The following is a 25,337-nucleotide window of genomic DNA, read 5'->3' on the forward strand; positions in this document are numbered from 1 at the left end:
TCTCTTCTAATAATGCTCGTTGTAGCACTTTTTTTTATTTCCATAATAAAATTTAAAGGTGCGGCTTAAATTGCCTCTATATCTATAAAAATTGTGATTTTATAGAAGCAACGATATACTTTATTAATTCACTACAGTTAAAGATGAAGAAAAAGGAAGTGACAATATACACAGATGGAGCATGCTCTGGTAACCCAGGGACAGGAGGGTGGGCAGCAATCATATTATTTCAAAATCATAGAAAGAACATCTGTGGTAGAGAAGAAAATACTACAAATAATAAAATGGAGTTAACAGCAGTGATCAATGGACTGAAGGTATTAAAATTTCCTTGTAATATCAGTTTGTATACGGATAGCCTCTATATTAAATACGGTATAACAGAATGGATAAATAAGTGGAAAATGAACGGCTGGAAGACAAGTAATAAGAAGTCAGTAAAAAATATAGAATTATGGAAAGAATTAGACGATGTTGCTTTGCAACATGAGATTAACTGGAAGTGGGTGAAAGCGCATAATGGTGATAAATACAATGAAGAAGCCGACAGCTTAGCAAGAAAAGCAATAATCGATGCTTAAAAAAATAGCTCTATCATTTTCTATAATTTTATTATTTATATTCTGCTTCTTTATCCCTTTTAAAGGGGAAGGTCCTTTAGAAATCAATATTAGTTATATTAATTTTTATATAAAGAAAAAAATATTAAAGATATTTACCAATTCGGATGTCAGCATGGAGAGTACCTCGGTTATTTGGCAGAAAGATGGCAAGCTAGTCATTACAGATTTAAAAATAACAAATCCTGACTTTACCATAGAAGTTCCTGAGCTTTTCGTACACTTTAAGTTAAGTTCCAAAAAGTTCTCTCAGGTTTTAGCTGGTAATGTACACATATATATCAAGAAGGAAGAGACCAGAGGAATAACAACATCTGTAATGACAGATAAGATGAGTAGTACAAAAAATCTGCTGAAGACAATAAGAAAAATTTTTTTCTACTTAAATGCAGACTCAAGGATTGAAATTACTAACATTGCTGTCAATAAAAGCACGGAAGGTGAGTTTTTCATCGATAAAGTATATGCAGGGAAGGGGGAAGATTTCAATGTTTTGGATATTCGTGTTCATACAAAAGATAAAAAGGGGATTCTAGATGATTTATCTATTATGATAAAAAATCGCAATAATTTGTTAAATTTGTATGGAACATTTTATAACCTAAAGTTGGGGCTATTTAACGAGTTTTCCACACTAGTTAAAAGTTACAATTTGGACAAAGAAATAGGGTTCAAAGGGAACTTCTCAATGAGAATTAATGGAAAGGATGAAGTTATGGATGGAAACATATACGTGTTAAATACAGAGAGTCACTCAGGTAAAAACTTAGCCTTGACTAATGTAAATGTAAATTTGACATATAGTGATGAAATCATTAGCGTAAAAAACTTTCATTTTAAGTTAAATGATACTTACCTTTCTTTGATTGGCAAAATGAACTTTGGCACAAATCATGCTTTGCTTAGAGTTAATATTAGTAAACTTGTTGCAAAAGATTTATGTACTTATGTACCAGATGGTGTAGTAAATAGTAAATTTAAAAGCTGGTATTGTAATAATATTGATGGGGATGTTCTAAATACCATTGTAAGTTTCAATGGCAAAATTAACAATTTGGTTAATGACGATCTATCAGACATTGTAATTGTTGCTGATATAGAAAATTGCAGCGTTAAATTTGATGAAGATTTTGAACGAGTGGAGAAGTTGAACGGTGAGTTAACTCTCAAGGATAACAATCTCAAAATTATTGTAAATAGAGCTAAGTTTCAGAATTTTACTATCAATAGTGGTCATATTGAAATGAACTCTCTCAATAAAGAAGATTCTGTTCTTACCATTAATGGTCAGGCTGTAAGTGATGCTTATGGGTTATATGAGCCTATAAGATTTAAGCTGGATGATGTGGTAAAACTTGAAAGAGATAAAGTAGGTGGAATAGCAAAGTCTGTATTCAATTTTCGCATTTTTAATCTAAACTCTAGTGATAAAAAAGTAGATTTTTCGGCCAAATTTCATTCTGAAATTGATAATTTGGTGGTGTATAATGGAAGTTTTGGTAAGTATGATATTAAGCTCGATTTTGGGAGTGACTTTATAGATTTAAATGGCAGTGGTATGGTAAATAATACACAGCTTCTATTTGACCTCAAAAGTAGCAATAAAAATGAAAATTTTGTCTGGAGTTTGACTGGAGATTTACCTGCTCAAATACTTAATTTCGGTGATGGTTACATAAATGCAAATATAGAATCAGTGGTATATCAAGATAAGACGGGATATATTAATGGTAATATAGATTTATCAGAGCTTGAGTCACGTTCAAGCTACTTAGGGTGGAAAAACCATTTTGAAGATCACAATAAAGTTTTATTTTCTACAAGGCTAAAAGGAGTAGGTGAGTTGCTAATAGACAAACTAGACGTTGTAGGAAATGATCTAGACATAAAATTCAGCGGAAGAGTAGAAAATGGAAATCTATATTTAAATTCTAGCAACTTTAAATTACCTGATAATAATTTTAGTATAGAGATTGAGTCAGGTAAGGAGAAAAATGCCATAACTATTCATGGTGAGAAAATCAACTTAAGTGATGTTTTAGGTTTACTTGGCAAAGATAGTAATCGATTAAATAACAACATAGAAGTTACTATGAATGTTGATAATATAATTATGAAAGAAGGAATTATCATAAAAGATGCTAAGCTAAATGTAACTTGTGCTAAAGGTGATTGTAGTGGAAGTCAATTCACAGGACAGTTTTTAGAAGATAACAGTAATATACTAGTAGAACATAGTGAAATAGGGCTTGAAATATATTCGGATAATTCAGGTATGCTTTTGCGTTCTTTAGGTATTGGTAAATCAGTTAAAAATGGCAAATTATCTCTTTATCTATCTTCTAAGAGAGAAAATGGAGAACATTATGGTATGTTATCTATCAGCAATTTCTATATCAAAGATGCTCCACTGCTTACCACTTTATTATCAATGTCTTCACTGCCTGGTATTGTAAATGCTATAAAGAACGAAGGTGTACATTTTTATAAGTGTAATGCACCTTTTTCATATAAAGATGGCACTGTTGAAATTGAAGAATCTTGGCTTGAAGGAGCGGAACTAGGCATTAGCACTAGTGGTACACTCGATATTAAGGGTTATAAATTCCAGGTTGAAGGACAAGTAATACCAGCATATTCAATTAACAAATCTTTGTTGAAAATCCCTATAATCGGAAAACTTCTGACTGGTGGGAAGAGTAGGGGGATTATTTCAATAGACTACAAAGCAAATGGTGATGATAAAAACAACAACGTATCTGTTAATCCTATCTCTTCGCTAACCCCAAGCTTACTTAAGAGGTTATTAGGAGTATTTGATCGTATTATGACAAAAACTAATAAAAGCATTTTAAAAGGTAGTTTGAAGAAGAAATTTAGCTCAATATGACCAGAAGAAAAGTTGTTTATTGATGTTTAGTTAGATGGTAAACGTTAGATACAACAAACAGAGGAAGTTAGATAAAATAATTAAGGGAACAAGAATATAAAGGTTTAACTTGAAGTAACCGGATAAAATCTGAGTCACACTTCCAAGTGCTGGTACCCACGAAAGCAATGCAACTGCACAAATCAGTAGGTGCCTTACGATTTTTGGTGTTTTGTCTTCATTCTCTAATTTGTGATGTGATCTTCTGATAAAAATTGTTATTCTACCTAAATACCAGTTAGCTATTCCACCAAGACTGGATCCTAATACTCCAAAAAGTAATATAAGTAGTTGATCGTAGTTTGACCTAAAGCATAACATAGTGTAAAGTACAAAACCTTGATGTATGGGTAAGATAAGCGATGATACTAGGCTATCTATAAACAATAGGAGATAATTTTCCATACCAAGTTGTTGTACCATCTTCGTTGTCAGAAATTGTAACCCCCATTTGTTTCAATTGCTCTCTTATTTTGTCTGCAGTATCATAATCTTTATTTTGTTTTGCTACTTTTCTTAAGTCTATCAACCTTTCTATTTCTTGATGACTCACACCACTTGCAAACCACTCTTGATAACTTGACTCAAGAATACCAATGAACCTTGCGCTTTTAACAAACTTCTTAGTTAATTTGAGCCTCTCACATTCATTACTTGTCTTATTGATTTCTGTAGCCATTTCATGCAATATGGCTACAGCTTCAGGAATGTTTAAATCGTTTTTCAAAGCCTCTATAAAATCTTTAGAGACTTCTGCATCACTTTCCTCAATACATGTACTACGTAATAACCGATAAAACTTGTTTAAAGTTTCTTGCGACTCAGAGATAACATTTTCTGTCCAATCAAGTGGTTTTCTGTAGTGAGTTTTAAGCAGCGCATAACGTATTACTTCACCCTTTATTCCACTATCTAACAAATCCCTTACTTTGACTATATTAAATAAGGATTTGCTCATTTTCTCTTCATTTACCGTAAGAAACCCGTTGTGTACCCAATATTTTGCAAACGTTGACTCAGCAAATGCAGATTTACTCTGTGCAATTTCATTCTCATGATGAGGAAATTGCAAGTCTATACCCCCACCGTGAATGTCAAAATCTTTGCCAAGGTAAGCATATGACATTGCTGAACATTCTATATGCCACCCTGGTCTTCCCTCTCCCCATGGACTATTCCAGTGACTTGAAAGTTTATAGTCAGTTTCGTTTGCAGGTTTCCAAAGTACGAAGTCTCCTGGGTGTTTTTTATTTTCACCAACTTCAACTCTACTACCGTAGTTTAATTCATCAATTTTTTTTCCTGATAAAACGCCGTATTCAGGGTAAGATTCTACACTAAAATATACATGTTTATTGGATTCATAAGCATGACCAGCTTGCAGCAAAGACTCAATTAACTTGATAATGTTATCTATGTTTTCCGTTGCTTTTGGTTCATATGTTGGTTCTGCACAATTTATGCTTTCCATGTCTTCATGAAAAGTTTTAGTGTAATATTTGCTAATGCTTTCTATATTACTATTTTTCTCATTTGCTGCATTGATTATCTTGTCATCGATGTCGGTTATATTACGCACATAAGTAACTTTTCCATAACAAAATTTAAGCAGTCGAAATAATACATCGTAAACAACAATAGAACGTGCATTACCTATATGTGCTGTATCATATACTGTTGGCCCACAAACGTACATTTTTATATGATCTTTATCGATCGGTGTAAAGGGCTCTTTTTTTTTGTTAAAGTGTTGTAAAGCTTAACCATATACAAAGCTTTTTAGAAAAGAAAATGCTCCAAATATAAGCTGTGGTCCTTTAACTATTACGACAAGAGTAAGTAATAACCCACACAATGATACTAATACTCCCATTATAGAGAGAAATCCATCTTTGCTCATGATACCCAGTGAAATGAGAGTTGTACCAATTGCAGGAATGAAGTTAGTTAAAGGAAGTGGGATTGCTATCGATAATGCACAAAGCAGCATTATAAATGCTAAAATATTTTCACCAGGACCACGAAAAATGAAAGACATTCTTGGTTTCATGAACTTTTCTATTTTTTTTAATGTAGGTGAAGTTTTCTCTACCACGAGAGCTAGTGTTGAACGTTGAAAAGATTTCCTTTCTAGCCAATTAGGCATCCAAGGAGAATCAAACCCAAATAGAAGTTGCAGTGAAAATAAGATTAAAGGTATAGAAAGAATGGTTGTATAGCCAGGTGGAACAGGTATAGGTACTGATAGCGGTAAAGAGAAGATGATTATTAAAATACCAAAACCACGCTCATGTAAAGCTGTTTTAATATCAAATAATGTTACTTTATCATTATCGTTATTATTAGTATCTGCAACCTCTTTTAGAATATCAGAGGCCAATTTTTTATCTTCAGTCAATTTCACACTTTTTTCCACAGTTACCCTTTAATAACAATATAACTTCTAACTAACATAGTTATTGCTATATTTCAATATCGATTATTCATTTCATGCTGTACTTCATTCTTTTATTAAAGTGTTGTAAAGCTTTTAAGTTATAAGGCTTTTAAGAAGAGAAAGTGTTCCGGCTATAAGTTTTGGTCCTTTAACTATTACAATAAGGGTAACCAATAACGCACAGAATGAAACTAACACTCCTAACGTAGATAAAAATCCATCTTTACCCATAATGCCGAGTGAAATAAGAGTTATACCAATTGCAGGAAGGAAGTGAGTAAAAGGTAATGGAAGAGCTATTATTATTGCACAAAGCAACATCATAAAAGCTAGAATCTTTTCACCCGGACCAAGAAAAATAAAAGACATTCTTGGTTTCATGAACTTTTCTATTTTTTTTAATATAGGTGAAGTTTTCTCTACCACGAGAGCTAGTGTTGAACGTTGAAAAGATTTCCTTTCTAGCCAATTAGGCATCCAAGGAGAATCAAACCCAAATAGAAGCTGCAGTGAAAATAAGATTAAAGGTATAGAAAGAATGGTTGTATAGCCAGGTGGAACAGGTATAGGTACTGATAGCGGTAAAGAGAAGATGATTATTAAAATACCAAAACCGCGCTCATGTAAAGCTGTTTTGATGTCGAACAATGTTACTTTATCACTATCGTTGTTATTGGTATCTGCAACCTCTTTTAGAATATCAGAGGCCAATTTTTTATCTTTAGTCAATTTCTCACTTTCTTCCACGATTAACCTTTAATAACATTCTAACTAACATAATTATTACTGTACTTCAATCATACCTCTTCAATTCTTTAGCCTTGTTTAAACAAATGACACGCACTTTAGTGCGTGTCACGAAACATAAGGAAGCTAACGATCTGGTTCATTAGATGATAGTTTCTCTGAATCCTTAAGTTCTTGTTTAAGGTTTTTAATGCCTTTGCCTAAATCACCCATAACTTGTGGTAACCTACCTGCACCAAACAGAACTAAGATTATTATTAAGACTAGAAACAGCTGCCATGGACCTAAACTCATTTGTACCTCCGTTGAAAATATTAACTTTTAGGTATTAAAACTTGACTGAAGCCAAGTGATACATAAATTATATCACTTTTATTGAATTATAAATCAAGAGTTTTTAATTATCTTATAATAGTTTTAGCCTAACATTAAGTTTAGTTTAGCTGTAGAGTAAAAGGAAGCTCACTAAAAAATTTTGCTAACGTATCATCTTTAGGTCTGTGGTATATGTAGCTAGGAACTCCTGATTGAATAATTTTACCATTTTTCATCACGTAAATAAAATCTGCAACTTTCAACGCTTCTTGCGGATCATGAGTTACCATGAGTACAGGAATATTTTTGCTTCTAAAAAGTGACAATATATGGTGCCTTATTCGATATTTGAGCAGTATATCTAAATTAGAAAATGGTTCATCGAGCAAAACAACATCAGGATTTTGCGCCATTACTCTTGCTATTGCAACTAATTGTTGCTGTCCTCCTGATAAAGCATGAGGGTACATGTTTTCATATTTTTCTATATTAAATAGCTTTAAGATTTCTAATGCAGTAAGGTATTTTTCTTTCTTAGAAGTACTGCAAATAGCAAAAGTTATATTTTCTATTACTGTTTTATGAGGAAATAATGCAGAATGCTGAAAAATCAATCCGATATTTCTACGCTCTATAGCAATTGACACTTTGTTACTTGCAACTAATTTATCATTTATAACAATGGTTCCAGATTTTGGATTTTCTATTCCTGCGATTAATTTTAGAATTGTTGACTTGCCACAGCCAGAATGACCTAGTAAACAGGCAACACTTCCTTTCTTCACTTGAATGTTGATGTTGCTTAAAGCAAAGCCATCTTGATTACTATAAAAGTAACTAATATTGTTAACTAGCATTAATCTTTCAATTGGAATCGTATTATTAAATATAACAGTATTACATTCAAGAAATACAGAAATATTTTTTATTATTGTGAATTAATTGTACAGGGTGCCTAGAAAAATGCGAGACTTTTTGCTATAATTTTGCATAAATAGCAGAAGACATGGGACTATAGCTCAGTAGGATAGAGCGTTGGATTCCTAATCCGAAGGCCGTGCGTTCGAATCGCACTAGTCCCACTTAATCTTAATAAAGTAGAAGAAACTAACACAGGTTTACAACACCGTTCTAGGAGTTAGAGTCCCAGTTTCTCAACTTACAGCGTTTGCATGCTTGGGTTTATATGCTCAACCTTATTTTCTTCCATTGCTCTATAACTTGGCAGTGTAGAATTTTTTACATGTAATCCAGTTACTATTACAACTAAAATAGCTAGGACACTGCAAACTAATGCACCAGCTAAAGATGGAACCATCACAGCAGCAGCAACAAACAATCCTGCAATAACAACTCCAACAACATCACTCCTTAATGAGGCGTAAAAACTCTCCTTACTTTTTTTGTATTTAGTTTCTTTTTCATGTGGTGGAGAAAATTGAGCCTCTACAAAGCCGTTAGCTTTCTTATCATTATTTGGTGTGACAGTTGGGTCAGCCCTTGTTGATACAGGCGTTTCATTTTTGTTATTATTACCGTTAGTACTAACTGGAGGCGCTGTTGCTACAGATCTATTACCAATATTTCCATTACTGCTGCAAGGTTTTGCTCTATTTTCTTTTACATTGGGTGTTTCTGGTGTAATAAAGTTTAAAAGTACCTGAGTAATTTCTTCTTGTGTATTATTTTGTGTATTATTCACAGCACACTCTAAAGCTGCTTGTCTGCTTTCAGCATTTACATAACCTAAAAATGCTTTAACTTCTTGAACATTACCTTGGATAATAGCAAGACGCAGAGCGTTAAATTTTTCTTCTTCATTAAATTTACCACTATCCAAGAGTATCTTTATAACATCAGCTTGTTTATTTATTGCAGCTGTACCCAACACAGTTTTGGAAGCAGTATCTTTAAAATCGATTCCGATATTTAAATTTGTGAGTAACTCAACAGTCTTTAAAAATATACTACGATCTTCGGTAATATAAGGTCCTTCTGAACGGACAGCATAATAAAGCAAGGTCCAACCATCTTGGTTTGTTATTTTTATATCTATTTTCTTTTTTTTAAGCTCATTACTAAACTCCTCAGCAGTTATATTAGGGTTGCTAGCTACAATTTTCTTTATCTTGTTGTATGAAGTAGAAAATTGATCATCTTCATTTTTGTTGCTAAGTTCTGCTCTACTCTCCTCCACATCAGGTATGTTTTGCTCCTCTTCTTCCTTCTCATTTACCGCTTCAGCTATTTGTTCTTGCTCAGGAAGCTTGAATCCGTTTTTAAGGAAAAATTCTTTAATACGTAGGTTGTCATTTTCATCTGCAAGTTTTAGAAGTAAATCTCCTAATGAATGGCCTCCTTCACATTTATCTTGAAAATTAATTTCTTTCCAACTTCCTTCCTTTGTTAGATCTTCAAGACTAGCAATCCCTTTATTATCAAATTTTAAAATTGCAGCTATTTTGCGATAAAACTTCTTAACATCACCATCACTATATGCCATAATTAAACCCACTACTATAATGCTTATGTTATACTAACTTTCCCACAATCAGTCAAGTAATCTTGCAGTATCAAGTGGCATGATATATATTGATTTATGATTCTCGAGCAAATGATAGAAGATTTAGCCTATAAGTTAGTGAAAGTAACCGAAGCTGCAGCACTTGCTGCATATAAATTGGCAGGCCTTGGTAATGAAAAAAAGGCCGATCAGGTTGCAGTTGATGCAATGCGTACGGTGCTAAACTCAATGGAAATAAATGGTACAATTGTGATTGGGGAAGGGGAGAGGGACGAAGCACCGATGCTATATATCGGAGAAAAAGTTGGCACAGGAAGTGGCCCTGAGATTGACATCGCTGTTGATCCACTTGAGGGCACTACGATTTGTGCTCATTATAAACAAGGGGCAATGTCTGTTCTTGCTGCAACAAAAAAAGGTAATTTTTTACATGCACCTGATGTTTATATGGAAAAGATAGCAGTGGGAAAAAATCTCCCAGAGGGTGTAGTCTCACTAAAAAATAGGATTGAGAAGAATCTGGACAATTTAGCCAAGGCAAAAGGATGTAAAGCAAGTGATCTTATAGTAACTGTACTTAAACGTGAAAGACATGATGAATTAATAGCAAAAATTAGGAAGCTAGGAGCAAAAGTGAAATTAATAGATGATGGTGATGTTGCAGCCATAGTTTCGCTAATAAATGGCAATCACGATATGTATATCGGCACAGGAGGAGCTCCAGAAGGAGTGCTTGCAGCAGCAGCGCTAAGCTCAATCGGTGGGCAGATAGAAGGAAGATTAATATTTGACACGGATCAATTAAAAGAAAGAGCAAAAAATTTGAATATCACTGACCCAGAAAAAATCTACACCGTGAAAGACATGGCAAGAAGTGAATCAGTGTTCATTGCAACTGGAGTAACAAATGGAGAGTTTGTGGATGGAGTAAAGTTTGGCCAAGATATTTGTCTGACTAATTCATTAATAATATTGCCTGGTAAAGTAATAAAAATACAAACAAAATCAATATCTTAAACATTTGTTATATGCTAATTATAAAATTTTTATAGAAGGAAGATACTTATAATTGTCTTAAAAAAATGAATTTACATATTAATTTTAGCTTTACAACATTTGGCATTAAGTTATAGTTAAATAGTAATACTAAGAGATGCTTAATGTTTAGTTCACTAACTAATTTTTTTACGAATACGTCTAAAAAGAAAAGTTCTCAATCTGAAGAAAATAATCATTCTTTCTCTAACAGCACAGAAAGTTTATTAGTCCAATCTACTAAAAAAAATCCTCAACTTGATGATCAAAGTAGAACTGACGTGTCTCCTCAAACAAATCTTCAATTTAGTGAGGATGATGTAAAAAACGTGCTCCAAGACTTCGAAAAATTGGATTTTAAGAACAGTAATGAGTGTTTTAACGAAATAGCAGAAGATTATGAAAGGAGGAAAAAAAGTGACCTTTTTAACTACGTAATATTGAATAAGCGAAAATACATAACAGATATATTAGATCAGAGGCTTGCCCACAAAGATCAAGAAAATTTTAGGAAGAAATTTAGTGAATATCTTCTTAAAATAAATGAGAAAATGAATTATGGGAAAGAATTTCAAAATAAACTTCAATTTTTTGAAGATAGGGTAGAAGAAGTATTATCAGATTTTAGAAAATTGAATTTTGGCCTTAAGGATAATTTGTGTACAGATGATAAGGATAACGTAAATTATAATAAAGGCTGGCCTGCAGATCCATTTGACAAAATAGCGAATTATTATCGATGTAATAAGAACATTTTCCTTTTTAATTATGTGGTATTAAGTAAGCAAAAAGAAATAATAAGTATATTGAATGAAAAGTCTATTCCTGAAGACAAGGGAGAGAATTTTAAAAAGAGGTTGGGTAGATATCTTCTTCGAGTCGAAGAAGGGATGAGTAACGGGCAGGAATTTCTCAAAACTGATAGTGCAGTTGCCTTTTTTGATGGATGTTATGTGCCATGCGCATATGCAAAACGTTCTCTTAATCATTATGATCATCTTAGTATTAATATTTCTAAGCCTGGGTTTAGCTTAGAAATCAGCCGTCTTTTCACTGACAAAATTGAAGGGATGGAAAGAAATAAAAATGAGGTAAAGATAGTAGAAATATACAGTAACGATAAAAGAATAGCAACGGTTGAGAAGAATGATAATGGAAAAAGAAATTACTGCTTTGAAGAAGATGCAATATGCAACATGGAAATTAAGTGGAGTGCAAAAAATGAAAAAGGTGAATTTGTTGACTGCTTTATTAGTTTAAATGCAAATTCTAGTAATATTGAGATTGGTCAGGCAACTATTAATGGTAAAGATGTTCAACTAGACGAAATTTTGAAATTAGCTGAGCAAAGCAAAGATGTGCTTATAGAAGGTAAAGCTTTACATGAATTTTTAGAAGGATATCTGGAGAACGTATTATGTGAGGAAGAGAAGAATATACAACCACAGGGAAAAGAAGTTGTTACAACACCTAGCTCCATTCTCCATGGCGTGGAACTAGATAAGATCAGCGAAGAGGAAGCCATAAAGAAAGGCTGGATTCCCGGGTACTTTGGTAGTTAGATGTATACTACACATTAAACCTAAAGTGCATTATATCGCCATCTTGCACGATATAATCTCTGCCTTCGAAGCGAACTTTCCCTGCATCTTTGCAAGCTAATTCGCTTCCATATTTTATATAGTCTTCAAAGCTTATGGTTTCTGCTTTTATAAAGCCCTTTTCAAAATCAGTGTGAATTACACCTGCTGCTTTGTCAGCTGTTGATCCTATCTTTATTGGCCATGCACGTGCTTCTTTGGGGCCCACAGTAAAAAAAGTTATCATACTTAGCACTTCATACATAATACGTGCTACTCCATCAAGTCCTGATTCTTGCAAGCCAAATTCTAATAAAAAATTCTGTTTTTCCTCTTCACTATCAAGATTTGCAATATCTGCTTCAAGTTTCGCTGAAATGCAATAAAATTTGCTTTTGTTTTCCTCTGCCATTTTTTCCACTCTTTTAGATAACTCATTGCCAGTGATAACATTTGTATCTTCAACATTACAGACGTACATAACAGGCTTTGTTGTTAGCAATTGAAGCAACTTCATTTCATCTTCATCAATATGCTCTAAGCTTCTTGCAGGCTTGCCAAGTTTTAAAGTAGCTAAAACCTCTTGCATCAACTCAAGCTGCTTTTTTAGCTCTTTACCAACTTGCTTTGCTTTCTTTTCTAATTGAGGAAGCCTTTTTTCTATGCTATCAATATCAGCTAGAATTAACTCCATTTCCACTATTTCAGCATCTGATATTGGATCTATTTTACTGTTTACATGGCTGATATCGTCATCCGTAAAGCACCTGAGCAGATGAACAATGGCATCAACTTCTCTGATATGACTCAAAAATTTATTTCCTAGTCCTTCACCCTTGCTCGCACCCTTAACCAAGCCGGCAATATCGACAACTTCCAGTTGATTGTAGATTATTTTCCCCGAGTGAGCAATCGAGGCAATTTGTTTCAAACGCTGATCTCGTATTGGCACTTTGCCAACATTTGGCTCGATTGTGCAAAAAGGATAATTTGCAGCTTCAGCTGCACTTGACTCTGTAAGTGCATTAAATAAAGTTGATTTTCCTATATTTGGTAACCCAACTATACCACAGTTAAAGCTCATATTTGCTATTTAAAGCCTTAATTATTGCATAATTAAAAAATTTTTGCTATACCTAATTAGTTACTTATTAATAAGTTAGTTAATATAATAACATATAGCTTGAATTAAGGTAGAAATTATGGTTGGGCTTAGAAAACGGAAATTACCAAATGGTTTTGACAGTATTGAAAATGCTAAAGGACGCAAGACTTCAGAGAGTAATGTAGAAAAAGAACCTTCTAATAACCAAGTAGTTAAATATGATACTGCAGGTGATGGCAATTGCTTTTTTCATGCAGTGTTTGGTGATAACAGTTCTGGTACATATAAAGCTGAAAGAGCGCAAGATATGAGAATGGAATGGCACAAATTTTTAAGTCGATTTACGTCTTTAGATGATCCAAGTATGCCAGCTCCTTTAAAGGATCAGCTAGAAAAGGTTTTTAATATGTTTTTTAATAAGCCAGGGGATTTAACTGGCAAGTCTGATAAAATAAAGGGTCTGGTTAAGCAAACAAATAGGAAAATTGAAAATGCTGAAGGTAATGTGAAGAGGTTAGTAAGTAGAGCTGTTAGCAAATTTAATATATCGCATAATCAAGCTGTGCTTAATCTCAGTGAATATGCAGAGGCTCTTGATGGCATTGGTGAGAGTGACTATAATGCCGAATATAACAGTGATTTTATTACACGCTCATTTCTTGACAAACCTGAACTCTATCAATCCTATCTAGAAGCAATAGAAAGTAAAAGTTATTTTCCTTTTATTGAAGAAATTCAATTATTAGCTTCTTTAGCTAACATTGAAATTAATGTCCATTGTAAAGTTAGCGGCAGAGAGAAACAACAAAAGTTTGAACCAAATCCTGAAATGATAAACAATGATCAACTAAATCAGATGTTTGATCGTGAGAGTTATAAATTAAATGACGAGTTATGGGGTAGTAAAGAGAGAGAAACAATATATCTTGAAGGAAATCATTACTCTAGGGCTAAAATTGTAACTCAAGAGTTAATAAAACAGCAGCAGGAGCAAGAAGACTTTCTATTAGCAAAACAACTTCAGATAGATGAAATTTTGGAATATTGTGATCTTTCAAAGGATATCTCTGAGAGAGTAGAGATTGAGAGGGAGTTTGATGAGTTATTGGCAAAAAATGCTGATGGAAAAATTGGTGATGTTATAGGGCAGTGCATTAATGATGTACAGCAACGTATAAAATGCCTTGAGGAGCCAGTCTTATCAAGAAGGTGCAGTGTGGAAGAAGCACGTGTAGAAAAAACATTTTATCAACAACAAGTACCACAACCTGTAAGATAAGTCTTCATAGTCTATATACTTCTATAGGGGGGCATTCTATAATAAAAGCCATGCTCATTTTTAACCACTGCTTAATAAGAATAAAGTCTTAGCAAAACAAACACAAGAACAATAGGATTTCTTGCTTGCAAAGCAACTCCAAGATCGGGAGGAAAAAGACTTTTTCCTTGCAAGGCAACTTCAAGAGCAACCCTCACGCACAATCTCTTAACCCAAATGGAGGAAGTATAGCCCTTCCCATAATAGTCCAAAAAGGTCATAAGAAAGAAGAATCGACAGCATGACGAAAAGATGTGAATAAAGGAATGTTTTTCCTAGCTCTGTTTTTTATAGCAAACCAATAATGTTCAATTTTGTTAAAATCTGGAGAATATGGAGGAAGATATAAAATTTCTGCACCAACTCCTTTAGCAAATCTTATTAGACTTATGAAAAGTAGCATTATCAAGGATAACAGTTTGTCCAGGTTCCAAAATCGGTGTCAGAAACTGCTCAAACCATTTATTAAAGATATCCATATTGCAGTGGCCTTCAAAGGTTAACGGAGCAATTATTTTTCTTCCACTTAAGGCTGCAACCATGCTAATTCGTTGAGTTTTCTTCCCAGATTTTAGGGCATAAAACCGCTGTCCTTTCTGGCAATACCCATAGGTTCAGTGTTATCAATGCCAGACTCATCTATATACACTAATTCTTTAGGTTCTTTTGTTGCTATAACCTTTGAAAATTGAGCTCGCTTTTCTTCATTTCTTTCTTTATATCCGTAGGTCTTTTTTTTCTTGTGAATCCTATATTTTTAAGTGCTCGATGAATTGTTTGTCTACTAATATTGCCCCAGCATCTCTGACTGAGTTTTGCCACCTTGCTCATTTGCAAATTCGGCAAATGCATTCCAGTCGGTAATTTTATGCCACGCTTCCAAGCTTTTTTGACTGAAAATCTCCCGTTTTCTCACGTCTTTTCTTCCACTCATATAAAGTTGTTTTTCCGATCTTAAATCTCTTGGCAACAGTTTCTCCACTCTCTCCTTCATCCAATGCTTCCATTACCTTTTTTCTTAAGTCATAACTATATGCTATTGGCATCCTTACCTTCCACTACTATCAATCCATCTTACTCTTTTTGGACTATTATGAGAAGGGCTATAAAAATAGAAGATCAGCAGCAACAAATACTTATAAAATAATAACTCTATGGTTAATGTGCGAGATTTAATTAAAAAATGTTGTCATTCGAGTAGCTGACACTGGGCTCCAATGTCAATTACTCGGATAACAAAAAAACACAGGCTTCACATGCATCTGCAGTACTGTATTAGTCTACTATCTTCATTCCCACAACATTATACCCTGAATCAACATGTAAAATTTCTCCAGTTGTACCACTACTCAGGTCGCTTAATAAGTATAGTGCTGCCTTGCCAACATCTTCTATTGTAACATTGCGTCTAAGTGGAGAATTACTTCTATTCCATTCCGATATGGAGTGAAAGTCACTTATTCCAGAAGATGCCAAAGTTCTGATTGGACCAGCAGAAATTGCATTTACTCTGATGTTCTGTGGTCCGAGATCACATGCTATATATTTTACACTTGCTTCAAGTGCTGCTTTACATAAACCCATCACATTATAATTTGGCATAACTTTTTCAGCACCATAGTAGGATAAAGTAAGTAAACTACCGCCATTTAACATCATTTTTTCCGCTCTTTGCGCTAAAGCAGTAAAAGAATAGCACGATATATGCATTGCATTAATAAAGTTGTTTAGTGAAGTATTGACATATTTACCATTTAGCTCATTTTTATCGGAGAATGCTATTGCATGTACCAAAAAATCAATAGCACCCCACTTCTCCTTTATTTCCTTAAAAGCATTATCTATAGTTTCCTCATTTGAAACATTACAGTGCAATATTAACTCTACATTTAATTCACTTGCTATTGGTAATAATTTCTCTTTTATTGTTTCATTTTGATAAGTGATTGCAAGCTCAGCTCCATGTTCTGAGAGGGTCTGTGCTATACCATATGCTATTGACCTTTTATTTATTATTCCGGTTATTAACCCTTTTTTGCCCTGCAATATCATAGAATTATTTGCCTTTTTTATAATTTGAAATATTAACTAGGCAAAGTCAATTATGTTTTAACTGTAGCTAACGTATAAAAAAGGTTCTGTCGCATCTATAAACCATAGGAAAAAAGCTGAGATTATAGGAGTTATGAAGCCATTAACATAGCAAAATTCTCAAAAGTAGAAACATTATTTTAATAATTTGTCTTTTTTGAATCATACGAATATTTTCTATGCCTGTGATGGTAATCTTTGCGGAATGGAAGCTTTTAAACCCAAGCATTGGCTTTATTAGTTTTTTGATAAATCTATCAACAATATTATTTAGATATTTTATTTGAAGAACTGTAATCTTCAGAAATTTCTGCATTCAAATAATCAAGAGCAGCAGTATTACTGCCGCTTTTATCAATTACAATTTTCTCAGGAAGATAGTTACTCCTGAAGGCTTTACGAAAGAATGCAAGTGCTGCAGACTTGTCTCTACTAACACACAAGAGTACAGTATATAAATAAACCCATTTACCGTTTAATTTAATGTAAGTCTCTCCAACTACTACCAACCTGCTTCTTTCTTTTCCTTACTGCCTCATCTATCAGTGGTGATAACCCACCTTTGTAACGTAGCATTTTGCTCCCCTTATACTCATCATTTCTTCCAAATCTCGATAGCTCAAAGAGAATCGACATTTCATGTATACAGATAACATCCTCTGAAAAGCTAAATCCTTTGAAATATGGCAACAATTTTTGATTGATACGAAACATCTTTGCTTTTTTTTTAGACAATTATATCATTCTTCTTTCTACTTCCCTACAAATGCGACAGAACCCTAAAAAAGAAGTAATACATATAATCGGTATAGGTGGAATTGGAATGAGCGCAATTGCTGAAATTCTTCATAATTCCAGTTATAAAATTCAAGGCAGTGATACGCGATCAAACGACAATATAGATAGGTTACAAAAATTAGGTATAGAGGTCTATATTGGTCACGATGCAAGTAGTATTAGACAAGCTCAAATAGTTGTACATTCTTCCGCAATAAAACCTGATAATGTGGAGCTAGTTGCAGCAAGAAATAACAATAAAACAGTTTTGCATAGGTCAGACATGCTGGCTAAAATTATGAAAGGTAAATATGTGATAGCGGTTTCTGGTTCAAGTGGCAAGACAACAACAACAGCTATGATTGCTTCCATTTTTGATCATTCTGGTACTGATGCTACTGTAATTGTGGGAGGAGTATTAAACTCCTATCAGAGTAATTCAAAACTTGGCAAGAGTGACATTTTTTTAATCGAGGCTGATGAGTCTGATGGAACTATGTTAAAAATTCCTGCAAATATTGCTGTTGTAACAAGTATTAATGACGACCATATAGACCATTACGGTACATTTAACGACATCAAAAATGCATTTTCTCGATTTGTAAACAACGCGGATTTTGCGGTTTTACCTGATTCTGCAAGCGTCAATTATGATGAGAATAATTCTATAACGTTTGGGTTTGGGAATGATAAGATTAGAGCCAGCAACGTCAAACAACACAATAATAGCATAGAATTTGATGTATTGATTAGTATAAACGAAAATAACTGGATTCCATTGTCAACTACTCAAATAGTTGATAGGGATGGGATAAAAGCAGCTCTTGATTCGTCACTTCAATGCTTGAAACGGGACTCTCGTTTCAATGTTGAACAAAATACTATAGAACTCAAGAAGACAATCCCTAGAAAATCTCTACATCCCAAAAAAAGTAAATCGTACTAATGCTATTTGAACGAACTAGCGCAAAAGTAAGCTAAATTTTTTAGGGTATAAAAACAGCAAGAAACAGTATTTTAAAGAAAGTTAGAATTTGATTGGATTGTTGAAAGTTGGCTCTCAAATTTTAGACGCATGAGCAAGCTCATACTTGTTAACTAATATAGACTAGGTGATGTGGAAGAGATACATTTAGAGCAGCCGGCAAAATTGCAATACATATTACCGCAATAACTAGAAATGAGAAGGATCTATATGGTGATTATAGATTTTTCCAGACCTTAAAAACAATAAGTAGACAGTAAATTAGCGCTACTGCAGATAGAACAAGAAGAGATATATTGATTGCCTGACCGTTGTAAACGTAGCTTGTTAAGCCGATAAAAATAGCCATAACAAAAGCTCTAATGAACGAGAGTGCAGAAGAAGCCGTACCTTTAATTTCAGGAAAAACGTTTATTGATGCGTTAAAAACCACTGGCTGGCATATTGCACAACCAATAGAAAAAATAATCATAGATAGTGTTACTAAGTAGAAAGAATGGGGCATAATTACACTGAGTATTACAAACAATAGAGATCCGATAGCACCCACGCTCGTACCAGAAATTACACACCATACGGCTCCAAATTTTTTGAGGATCTTAATGGAAAATAGGCTAATTAGTGAGAAGGACCCAACTATTGCACCTTGATGTAGTGCATAAATAGTACTGGATAAGACAAAAGTTTCCATATACAAAAAAGGTCCGCAAGTAATGAATGACATATAAGCAGCAGAGAAGAGGCTCTGCTGCAAAGACAGAACCATAAATTTTGAACTCGATAATAATTTTCTGTAATCTTTCATCATTTTTTTCAAACTGAAAATATCGCGGTCCTTTTTTGTTTCTGGTAACAGAAAAAGCAGCAAAACCCAAGAGATTAAACAAAGTATTGCAACAGTTGCATAATTACCACGCCACCCTACAATTTCATTGATGAAACTGCCTAACACTGGCGCAATTGCCATGACAACTGTTAGAACAGAATTCATGATTCCAATAAATTTTATTGCTTTGTCACCCTGATAACTGTCTGCAACGATTGCAAACACAACTACAGATGTGCTTGCACCAATACCTTGAATAAAACGAGAAATTAAAAGAGAAAAAACCGACGGTGCAAAAACACAACCAACAGCGCCGATTAATAACAAAGTGTTACCTATGATCATAATCCTTCTTCTGCCATAACATTCAGACAATGGACCAAAAAATAACCCTCCTATGCAAAAGCCTAGGAAATTATAAGCAATAGTTAATTGAATTGTTCCTTCTGATACGTTAAAATAGCGCACCATATCAGGAAAACTAGGTACAGAAATATCAATTTCAATGAACTTAGCAATTAGAGATAGAATTAATAAAAACGGTAGTAACACTTAAAATCTTTAATTAATGAATAAAAATATCACATTTAAAGCGTTGAAAGAAGAACATTTTTCACTATTATTAAAATGGGTAGAAACACACCATATAAAGAAGTGGTGGGATGCGGATATAAATTGGACACCAGAGTTAATTGAGAAAAAATATAGTACCTACATTAAGGGGTTCAAACGTTTGAAGTTTGAGACGCAAATTATTGAAAAACCGATGTATGCATTCATTATTAATTGTGACGCAGTTGATATTGGTTATATTCAATACTATAATAGGCAAGATTTTCCACCTGAACAAGGCTACGATACTTCAGAGCTTCCAGAAAGTTGTGCTGCTATAGACTGGTATATCGGAGAGCTGAATTATGTAGGTAAAGGAGTTGGTTCACAAGCTTTGAATATATTTTTAAACAAATTTGTCTTTAAAGTTTATGAGAATGCCTTTGTCGACCCAGGTATAGCAAATGTTTGTGCAATCCGTGTTTACGAAAAAGTTGGCTTTAAAAAAATTATGGAAAGTAATAGTGCGATTTTAATGATTAAGGCAAGAATTCCTGAGAACCATTCAAGATGAGTGTTTTTTCAACAATCTACCTAAATTACTACAAGTGGTTTATAAAAATATACAAGGAGCTTTATACAAACTTAACATAATTTAATCATAAAAATATCATTATTAAGTCCTATATAAGAACAAATTTTGGCACTCAGTGAATCTTTTTTTAACTAACTATGAACTTGATTAATTGGAAAATAAATTTTACTTACTTTTACAATACCTTAAAATCTAATATCACTTTATCAGCAAAGATATCACAATAGGCTAGTATGTTCTTTACTCTTTTCCTCAAAATATTACCTATTTACATTACAATACTTATTGGTTACTTAGCAGGAAGATATCTTAAAATTGATAGAAATACTATATCTCAAATACTCTTTTATATAGCTAATCCAATAGTGATTTTATACGGAGTATCTCATACAGAAGTTAATTTAAAAGTAATTTCTCTGCCGATTTTGATATGGTTTATAGGTAGTACTATGTCCTTATCAGTGTATTATCTTTCTTCTTTTTTATTTAAGGACAACACGAGAAACATATTAGCGTTTAGCTCGGGCAGCACAAGTATGGGTTATTTTGGTCTACCGATTGCCATGGCTTTATTTGATGAAGATTCAGTGTCTGTGTATGTTGTCTGTTACATAGGAATGGCACTATTTGAAAATAGTTTGGGATTTTATATAGCTGCAAATGGTATCTATACTGCAAAAGAATGCGTATTAAAGTTACTCAAACTTCCCTCATTATATGCAATGATTCTAGGTTTCTTTTTAAGTATATATGATATACAAATACCCACTTTTTTGACAGATGTTATGATAAATATCAGAAGTACATTTATCACATTAGGAATGGTGCTGCTTGGAGTAAGTATTGCACAAATTACAAATTTTAAAGTAGATTGGAAGCTTGCCTTGACCACTATTGTAGCAAAGTACATATTCTGGCCGTCATTTGTTTTGGGAATTGTCTTGCTAGACAAGCATGTTACAGGTATATACGATGAAAGCATCTATAAAGCACTGATGTTACTGGCTATTATTCCGATTTCTGGATCCAGTATAATACTTGCTAACATTTTAAATTACCAACCAGATAAAGCTACTTTATTGCTCCTAATTAGTACTGCAGTGGGACTATTTTATGTTCCACTTATAATATCATTATTTTTTACTAAACTTGTCCCTTTTTGATCAAAAATTTAAGCGCTAGGCCTATTCACAAAACTTGAATTTAGACTAGACTTCTTGGATAATCATAAAAGAAACTAATCCTTTTTTCCTCTCCTTTCTTATTTTTTTACACAGAATAGGAAGTTATCAATTGATGGAATTTTCGCAATAATGTCAATAGCAGTAAGATTTCCTACACCTTTTAGCAGGTCTATAGTTGAATTTGGATGTTCTATGAGCAGCAACAAATAAATGTAACTTGCCTTTTTCTATATGATGCTATTAACCGAATAGGTATTCGCTTGACATTTCCATATCTTTGTTATCATTAGTAATACTAAAGGGAAAACTAAACTTAATAAGATTTGGAAGCATATTGTTGTTCTATGATTCACGTAATGCTGCTATGCCTTCGTTGCAAACGTTGTCATAAAGTAAATTAAATTCTTTAATATTTGAAAAACTACCACCCCTTAGCGCACTCATTAATATTATTTCACTTTCAACATCAATATCATTAGAAATTAAATCAAGTTTAATAAGATTTGGAAAGTTACCATTCTTTAACATTTAGTGATTGCTATTGAGCCTTCTGCGCCAATAATGCTAGAAGTTAATTTACACTCAGTAATATTTGGAAGATTAATATTCTCTAATGCTTCATTTAAAACTTCTCCGCACTGAGCATCAATATAACAATTAGATAAAGTCAAGCTCTAAGGTGGTGAGCGTTATGGAAAAGGCGCAATTATGCGTCATGTATGAAATAGAGAGATGAACTGTATTAAACAAGATTTGATCTGACACTTTAAAAAAGTAAGTTATAAAATAATAAGAACAAGGAGTGTTAGAAATGAGAAACAAAAATATTAAAACCAAAACTAGGTTTATTAGAGCTAGCAAAACAGCTCGGCAATGTATCTCAAGCGTGCAAGGTAATGAAGAGATACGTTTTATAGATTTAAGGAGTTATATGAAAATGGAGGAGAAGAGGCATTACACGAAATCAGCAAGAAAAAACCACTGTTTGCAAACAGAGTTTCCGAAGATATAGAAAGAGCAGTAGTGAATATTGCTACCGAATTTCCAGCATACGGACAACAAAGATCTGCAAACGAACTTAGAAAAAGAGATCTCCGAAGGTGGTGTGAGGTCTGTATGGCTGAGAAATGACCTAGAGACCTTCAAAAAAAGGCTTAAGGCTCTTGAAACAAAAGTTATGCAAGACGGAATAATTCTGACAGAAGAACAGCTTGCAGCGTTAGAAAAAGTGAAAGAACAAAGAGAAGCTCACGGTGAAATTGACACAGAACACCCAGGTTATTTGGGATCTCAAGATACTTACTATGTAGTCAATATCAAGGGTGTTGGGCGCATTTACCAGCAGACTTTTATTGATACATATTCGAGAGTAGCGTTTGCTAAGCTTTATGTAGATAAGACAGCTATTACTTCTGCTGACTTGCTAAATGATAGAGTGATACCGTTTTTTGATGGACAAAATATTCCTTTATTGCGAATTCTCACGGATCGAGGTACAGAATATTGTGGTAAACCAGAAAATCACGCTTATCAGCTTTATTTGGGAATTGAAAACATTGATCATTCAAGAACTAAGGCCAATTCTCCACAAACTAATGGCATATGCGAGAGGTTTCATAAAACTATGCAAGATGAGTGTTACAATATTATCTTTAGAAAGAAAATCTACAGCTCTTTGAAAGATTTGCAGATTGATGTTGATCATTGGCTGCGTTCTTACAATGAGACAAGGCCTCATTCAGGCAAATATTGCTTTGCCTATGCAAACTTTTCTTGATAGCAAACAAATTGCTTTTCAGAAAAATATTAGTAACCCCAGTTATGGATTAACCAAGGCAATAAAACTTAGAAATAGAAGGCTTTTTTGACTGCATGGAATATGAAATTAATGTAGAAAAAATATGTACCAGAAAATTTATTGGCGATCTGTGCCGAAGCTCAAATTTATTTTTTAAACAACCAAAGACTGTCTCAATAATCGACCTTTTTCTCAATAAAATCTTCTCTTTTAGTGAGACTAGTGCGTTTTTCATGCCTTTTTTCACTTTAGTGACAAGCTTTAAACCTCTATCGAAGAGTTCCTCAAAGAGCTCCTTCTTGATATAGCCTTTATCTCCGAACAAAAGTCCTGTCAGTCTTTTAGTTATAGTTGGCACAGGTTTTCTGTCATCAACGTTACCTTTGGTTAGAGTAAGTGATTCCAATTTCGTTAATCACCAAGTGCAATTTAAAGCCAAAAAACCAACCATACGTGCTCTTACCAATTTCTGCTAAACCATCAAAAACTTTGTTCCTAGAGATTCTTTTTTTGTGGCAAACGGCAATCGTAGAAGTGTCAATGTAGGAAGATTTTCGCTTGTTCGCAGAACCATTGAAGAAGTAATCCGTAAAACTCTCGGCTTTAAGGCAATAAATCTGTGATATGAAGGCATCTTTGAAAATTCTGATCTATAGAGTAACTTAAGGTAACAAAGATAAAAAGCCTTGAAGTTTTTACATGGCGATTGGTGGTATAACAGGATTATGGTTAGTATTTCTGAGTGCGCTATTTCTGGTACTCTGGTTGGTTTTTTGCCATTTGATAAGAACTTATTTGCAAAATTTTCATCTACTACACGACAAAAATCCTCGACGCAGCAGTAAAGTTCTGTAATATCTTTCTTCATGGGTAACCTCTTAAATTATTGCTAAAATACTTGAGTTTACCCTATTTCCCTCTTTATTAATTCTACTTTTATCTGTTTTCTAATCCATAACTGGGGTCAGTAGTGCAAGAAATCTAATTTCTACGTTAAATATGGAAGTTCTAGTTTGTTGAACAGAACGTTGATAAGTATCAATAAGAAGCTCCCTTTTGAGTAAACTTTTCTGCAACGGAGTTATCGTAATAACACCCCTTATGTACGTTGCATGAGCAAATTGGTCAAATATACGAAAGAGTTATAATACAGATTTTACTCAAAAAATATTGAAACAATCTCACACATCTTAAACTAAGTTCTCAATTTCTCAAAGAAATCTTTTAACAAAAGAGAACATTTTGTTTCTAATATTCCACCATAAACTTCAGGTATGTGGTTACAGAATTGAAATATTCTAGTGCCGTTTTCAACTCCTCCACCTTTGGGATTGTAAGCCCCGAAGTACAGACGTTTAATTTTTGCAAAAGAGATAGCTTGAGCGCACATCGGGCACGGCTCTAACGTTACGTACATTTCAGCTTCATAAAGCGTGGAAGTTGAAAATGCTTGTCTAATTGTTAACATTTCTGCATGTGCAGTTGGATCATTAGATATATTGTGTGCAGAGGAGATGATATTGTTTCCATTAACTATTACAGCACCTATTGGCACTTCGCCATCTTTCTGAGCAAGTTTTGCTTGCTCTATGGCAAGTTCCATGTATTGGTACTTAAACATTAGGTGCTTGGGTAAATATAATTTTCTTTTCTTGGCTTTTCTATTTTTTCTAGGTTATAGAATTCACTAAGGACTATTGTCCTTTTTACAAGGCTATCTATTTCTCGCTTTAAATATTTTTTTATTTCTTCTACCGATTTTAGTTCGTTTATAGCTACAACTACTTCTTCCATTATATCCTCTATAATTTGATCCTCCTCTAATTTATATATTATTTGTTCTACATGCCTATTCAATTCCTCGAAGGTCGCAGATCCATATGTAATGCTATCTTTACTATTTCTTAGTAACATTTTTT

19 protein-coding genes, 1 tRNA gene and 6 pseudogenes are annotated in these 25,337 nt (G+C 33.5%); 10 read left to right on the plus strand and 16 right to left on the minus strand.

Features of this window, described 5'->3' with window-relative positions; translation table 11 throughout:
* Positions 1-143 precede the first annotated feature (143 nt).
* Both rnhA and OPR30_RS02630 read left to right on the plus strand, forming a co-directional pair.
* Complete coding sequence (gene rnhA / locus OPR30_RS02625) at positions 144-581, plus strand: ribonuclease HI (protein WP_010401349.1); 438 nt, start codon at positions 144-146, stop codon at positions 579-581.
* On the plus strand, positions 574-3,510 hold the full coding sequence (locus OPR30_RS02630; protein WP_265031054.1) for a DUF3971 domain-containing protein: 2,937 nt from the start codon (positions 574-576) through the stop codon (positions 3,508-3,510). The genes rnhA and OPR30_RS02630 overlap by 8 nt, the downstream gene beginning before the upstream one ends.
* Before the next feature lie 30 nt (positions 3,511-3,540).
* Here the strand turns inward: OPR30_RS02630 and OPR30_RS06325 are convergent, their stop codons facing one another.
* The 6 genes and pseudogenes from OPR30_RS06325 to OPR30_RS02655 all read right to left on the minus strand — a co-directional run bounded on the left by OPR30_RS06325 (position 3,541) and on the right by OPR30_RS02655 (position 7,905).
* Positions 3,541-3,954 (minus strand): YqaA family protein, encoded by a 414-nt coding sequence (locus OPR30_RS06325; RefSeq protein ID WP_012481730.1) that lies wholly within the window; start codon positions 3,952-3,954, stop codon positions 3,541-3,543.
* Positions 3,923-5,316: pseudogene (gene cysS / locus OPR30_RS02635) on the minus strand (cysteine--tRNA ligase). Before cysS ends, OPR30_RS06325 begins: the two are co-directional and overlap by 32 nt.
* Positions 5,309-5,965 (minus strand): exopolysaccharide biosynthesis protein, encoded by a 657-nt coding sequence (locus OPR30_RS02640; protein ID WP_007302767.1) that lies wholly within the window; start codon positions 5,963-5,965, stop codon positions 5,309-5,311. The pseudogene cysS and the gene OPR30_RS02640 overlap by 8 nt, the downstream one beginning before the upstream one ends.
* Positions 5,966-6,079: 114 nt before the next feature.
* Entirely contained in the window at positions 6,080-6,733 is a 654-nt protein-coding gene (locus OPR30_RS02645; RefSeq protein WP_264336750.1) for an exopolysaccharide biosynthesis protein, read from the minus strand.
* A 126-nt stretch (positions 6,734-6,859) separates the two neighbouring features.
* On the minus strand, positions 6,860-7,027 hold the full coding sequence (gene tatA / locus OPR30_RS02650) for a twin-arginine translocase TatA (protein ID WP_006013840.1): 168 nt from the start codon (positions 7,025-7,027) through the stop codon (positions 6,860-6,862).
* Between the two features lie 140 nt (positions 7,028-7,167).
* Positions 7,168-7,905, minus strand: coding sequence for an ABC transporter ATP-binding protein (locus OPR30_RS02655; RefSeq protein WP_007302769.1), 738 nt, complete (start codon positions 7,903-7,905; stop codon positions 7,168-7,170).
* Positions 7,906-8,056: 151 nt separating this feature from the next.
* Between OPR30_RS02655 and OPR30_RS02660 the strand changes: the two genes are divergently transcribed.
* Positions 8,057-8,130: transfer RNA gene (locus OPR30_RS02660), tRNA-Arg, on the plus strand.
* Positions 8,131-8,207: 77 nt separating this feature from the next.
* On the opposite strand, the gene OPR30_RS02665 is transcribed toward OPR30_RS02660, so the two are convergent.
* Positions 8,208-9,551 (minus strand): ankyrin repeat domain-containing protein, encoded by a 1,344-nt coding sequence (locus tag OPR30_RS02665; RefSeq protein WP_265031055.1) that lies wholly within the window; start codon positions 9,549-9,551, stop codon positions 8,208-8,210.
* A gap of 114 nt (positions 9,552-9,665) precedes the next feature.
* Between OPR30_RS02665 and glpX the strand changes: the two genes are divergently transcribed.
* Positions 9,666-10,589 (plus strand): class II fructose-bisphosphatase, encoded by a 924-nt coding sequence (gene glpX, locus OPR30_RS02670; protein WP_007302771.1) that lies wholly within the window; start codon positions 9,666-9,668, stop codon positions 10,587-10,589.
* 143 nt (positions 10,590-10,732) lie between these two features.
* Positions 10,733-12,169, plus strand: coding sequence for a hypothetical protein (locus OPR30_RS02675; RefSeq protein WP_265031056.1), 1,437 nt, complete (start codon positions 10,733-10,735; stop codon positions 12,167-12,169).
* 7 nt (positions 12,170-12,176) lie between these two features.
* Here the strand turns inward: OPR30_RS02675 and ychF are convergent, their stop codons facing one another.
* Complete coding sequence (gene ychF / locus OPR30_RS02680; protein WP_265031057.1) at positions 12,177-13,271, minus strand: redox-regulated ATPase YchF; 1,095 nt, start codon at positions 13,269-13,271, stop codon at positions 12,177-12,179.
* A gap of 118 nt (positions 13,272-13,389) precedes the next feature.
* Here ychF and OPR30_RS02685 point away from each other — a divergent pair, with 118 nt between their 5' ends.
* Positions 13,390-14,571, plus strand: coding sequence for a hypothetical protein (locus tag OPR30_RS02685; RefSeq protein WP_265031058.1), 1,182 nt, complete (start codon positions 13,390-13,392; stop codon positions 14,569-14,571).
* 256 nt (positions 14,572-14,827) lie between these two features.
* On the opposite strand, the pseudogene OPR30_RS02690 reads toward OPR30_RS02685, so the two are convergent.
* From OPR30_RS02690 to OPR30_RS02700, 3 genes and pseudogenes are all read right to left on the minus strand, one after another.
* A pseudogene (locus OPR30_RS02690) lies at positions 14,828-15,656 on the minus strand (IS630 family transposase).
* Positions 15,657-15,885: 229 nt separating this feature from the next.
* Positions 15,886-16,662 (minus strand): enoyl-ACP reductase FabI, encoded by a 777-nt coding sequence (locus OPR30_RS02695; RefSeq protein WP_010406361.1) that lies wholly within the window; start codon positions 16,660-16,662, stop codon positions 15,886-15,888.
* A 131-nt stretch (positions 16,663-16,793) separates the two neighbouring features.
* Positions 16,794-17,415: pseudogene (locus OPR30_RS02700) on the minus strand (IS6 family transposase).
* 52 nt (positions 17,416-17,467) lie between these two features.
* Between OPR30_RS02700 and OPR30_RS02705 the strand changes: the two are divergent.
* Positions 17,468-18,256: pseudogene (locus OPR30_RS02705) on the plus strand (Mur ligase domain-containing protein); the annotation flags it as partial.
* A 424-nt stretch (positions 18,257-18,680) separates the two neighbouring features.
* Here the strand turns inward: OPR30_RS02705 and OPR30_RS02710 are convergent.
* Positions 18,681-19,841, minus strand: a complete 1,161-nt coding sequence (locus OPR30_RS02710; protein ID WP_265031060.1) for a multidrug effflux MFS transporter — start codon at positions 19,839-19,841, stop codon at positions 18,681-18,683.
* Positions 19,842-19,857: 16 nt separating this feature from the next.
* Between OPR30_RS02710 and OPR30_RS02715 the strand changes: the two genes are divergently transcribed.
* On the plus strand, positions 19,858-20,415 hold the full coding sequence (locus tag OPR30_RS02715) for an acetyltransferase (protein WP_265031061.1): 558 nt from the start codon (positions 19,858-19,860) through the stop codon (positions 20,413-20,415).
* 254 nt (positions 20,416-20,669) lie between these two features.
* Positions 20,670-21,599 (plus strand): AEC family transporter, encoded by a 930-nt coding sequence (locus OPR30_RS02720; RefSeq protein ID WP_064125222.1) that lies wholly within the window; start codon positions 20,670-20,672, stop codon positions 21,597-21,599.
* A gap of 363 nt (positions 21,600-21,962) precedes the next feature.
* Here the strand turns inward: OPR30_RS02720 and OPR30_RS02725 are convergent, their stop codons facing one another.
* Entirely contained in the window at positions 21,963-22,148 is a 186-nt protein-coding gene (locus OPR30_RS02725; protein ID WP_264375589.1) for a hypothetical protein, read from the minus strand.
* Positions 22,149-22,444: 296 nt separating this feature from the next.
* Between OPR30_RS02725 and OPR30_RS02730 the strand changes: the two are divergent.
* Positions 22,445-23,488: pseudogene (locus OPR30_RS02730) on the plus strand (IS481 family transposase).
* On the opposite strand, the pseudogene OPR30_RS02735 reads toward OPR30_RS02730, so the two are convergent.
* The 3 genes and pseudogenes from OPR30_RS02735 to OPR30_RS02745 all read right to left on the minus strand — a co-directional run bounded on the left by OPR30_RS02735 (position 23,447) and on the right by OPR30_RS02745 (position 25,332).
* Positions 23,447-24,286, minus strand: a pseudogene (locus OPR30_RS02735) (IS982 family transposase). The pseudogenes OPR30_RS02730 and OPR30_RS02735 overlap by 42 nt on opposite strands.
* A 327-nt stretch (positions 24,287-24,613) precedes the next feature.
* Entirely contained in the window at positions 24,614-25,021 is a 408-nt protein-coding gene (locus OPR30_RS02740) for a nucleoside deaminase (RefSeq protein WP_010404879.1), read from the minus strand.
* A 17-nt stretch (positions 25,022-25,038) separates the two neighbouring features.
* Positions 25,039-25,332, minus strand: coding sequence for a hypothetical protein (locus tag OPR30_RS02745; RefSeq protein WP_007302591.1), 294 nt, complete (start codon positions 25,330-25,332; stop codon positions 25,039-25,041).
* Positions 25,333-25,337 lie beyond the last annotated feature (5 nt).

The sequence above is a fragment of the Wolbachia endosymbiont (group B) of Athalia cordata genome (assembly GCF_947251845.1).
In the GTDB taxonomy this organism is placed as follows: domain Bacteria; phylum Pseudomonadota; class Alphaproteobacteria; order Rickettsiales; family Anaplasmataceae; genus Wolbachia.

Bases quoted from the DNA above. Each gene is read 5' to 3' on its own strand.
- OPR30_RS02630 (WP_265031054.1), top strand. From the start codon at position 574: ATGCTTAAAAAAATAGCTCTATCATTTTCTATAATTTTATTATTTATA.
- OPR30_RS02665 (WP_265031055.1), bottom strand. From the start codon at position 9,551: ATGGCATATAGTGATGGTGATGTTAAGAAGTTTTATCGCAAAATAGCT.
- OPR30_RS02695 (WP_010406361.1), bottom strand. From the start codon at position 16,662: ATGATATTGCAGGGCAAAAAAGGGTTAATAACCGGAATAATAAATAAA.
- OPR30_RS02655 (WP_007302769.1), bottom strand. From the start codon at position 7,905: ATGCTAGTTAACAATATTAGTTACTTTTATAGTAATCAAGATGGCTTT.
- OPR30_RS02685 (WP_265031058.1), top strand. From the start codon at position 13,390: ATGGTTGGGCTTAGAAAACGGAAATTACCAAATGGTTTTGACAGTATT.
- OPR30_RS02715 (WP_265031061.1), top strand. From the start codon at position 19,858: ATGAATAAAAATATCACATTTAAAGCGTTGAAAGAAGAACATTTTTCA.
- tatA (WP_006013840.1), bottom strand. From the start codon at position 7,027: ATGAGTTTAGGTCCATGGCAGCTGTTTCTAGTCTTAATAATAATCTTA.
- rnhA (WP_010401349.1), top strand. From the start codon at position 144: ATGAAGAAAAAGGAAGTGACAATATACACAGATGGAGCATGCTCTGGT.
- ychF (WP_265031057.1), bottom strand. From the start codon at position 13,271: ATGAGCTTTAACTGTGGTATAGTTGGGTTACCAAATATAGGAAAATCA.
- OPR30_RS06325 (WP_012481730.1), bottom strand. From the start codon at position 3,954: ATGGAAAATTATCTCCTATTGTTTATAGATAGCCTAGTATCATCGCTT.
- OPR30_RS02740 (WP_010404879.1), bottom strand. From the start codon at position 25,021: ATGGAACTTGCCATAGAGCAAGCAAAACTTGCTCAGAAAGATGGCGAA.
- OPR30_RS02720 (WP_064125222.1), top strand. From the start codon at position 20,670: ATGTTCTTTACTCTTTTCCTCAAAATATTACCTATTTACATTACAATA.
- OPR30_RS02675 (WP_265031056.1), top strand. From the start codon at position 10,733: ATGTTTAGTTCACTAACTAATTTTTTTACGAATACGTCTAAAAAGAAA.
- OPR30_RS02745 (WP_007302591.1), bottom strand. From the start codon at position 25,332: ATGTTACTAAGAAATAGTAAAGATAGCATTACATATGGATCTGCGACC.
- OPR30_RS02725 (WP_264375589.1), bottom strand. From the start codon at position 22,148: ATGTTAAAGAATGGTAACTTTCCAAATCTTATTAAACTTGATTTAATT.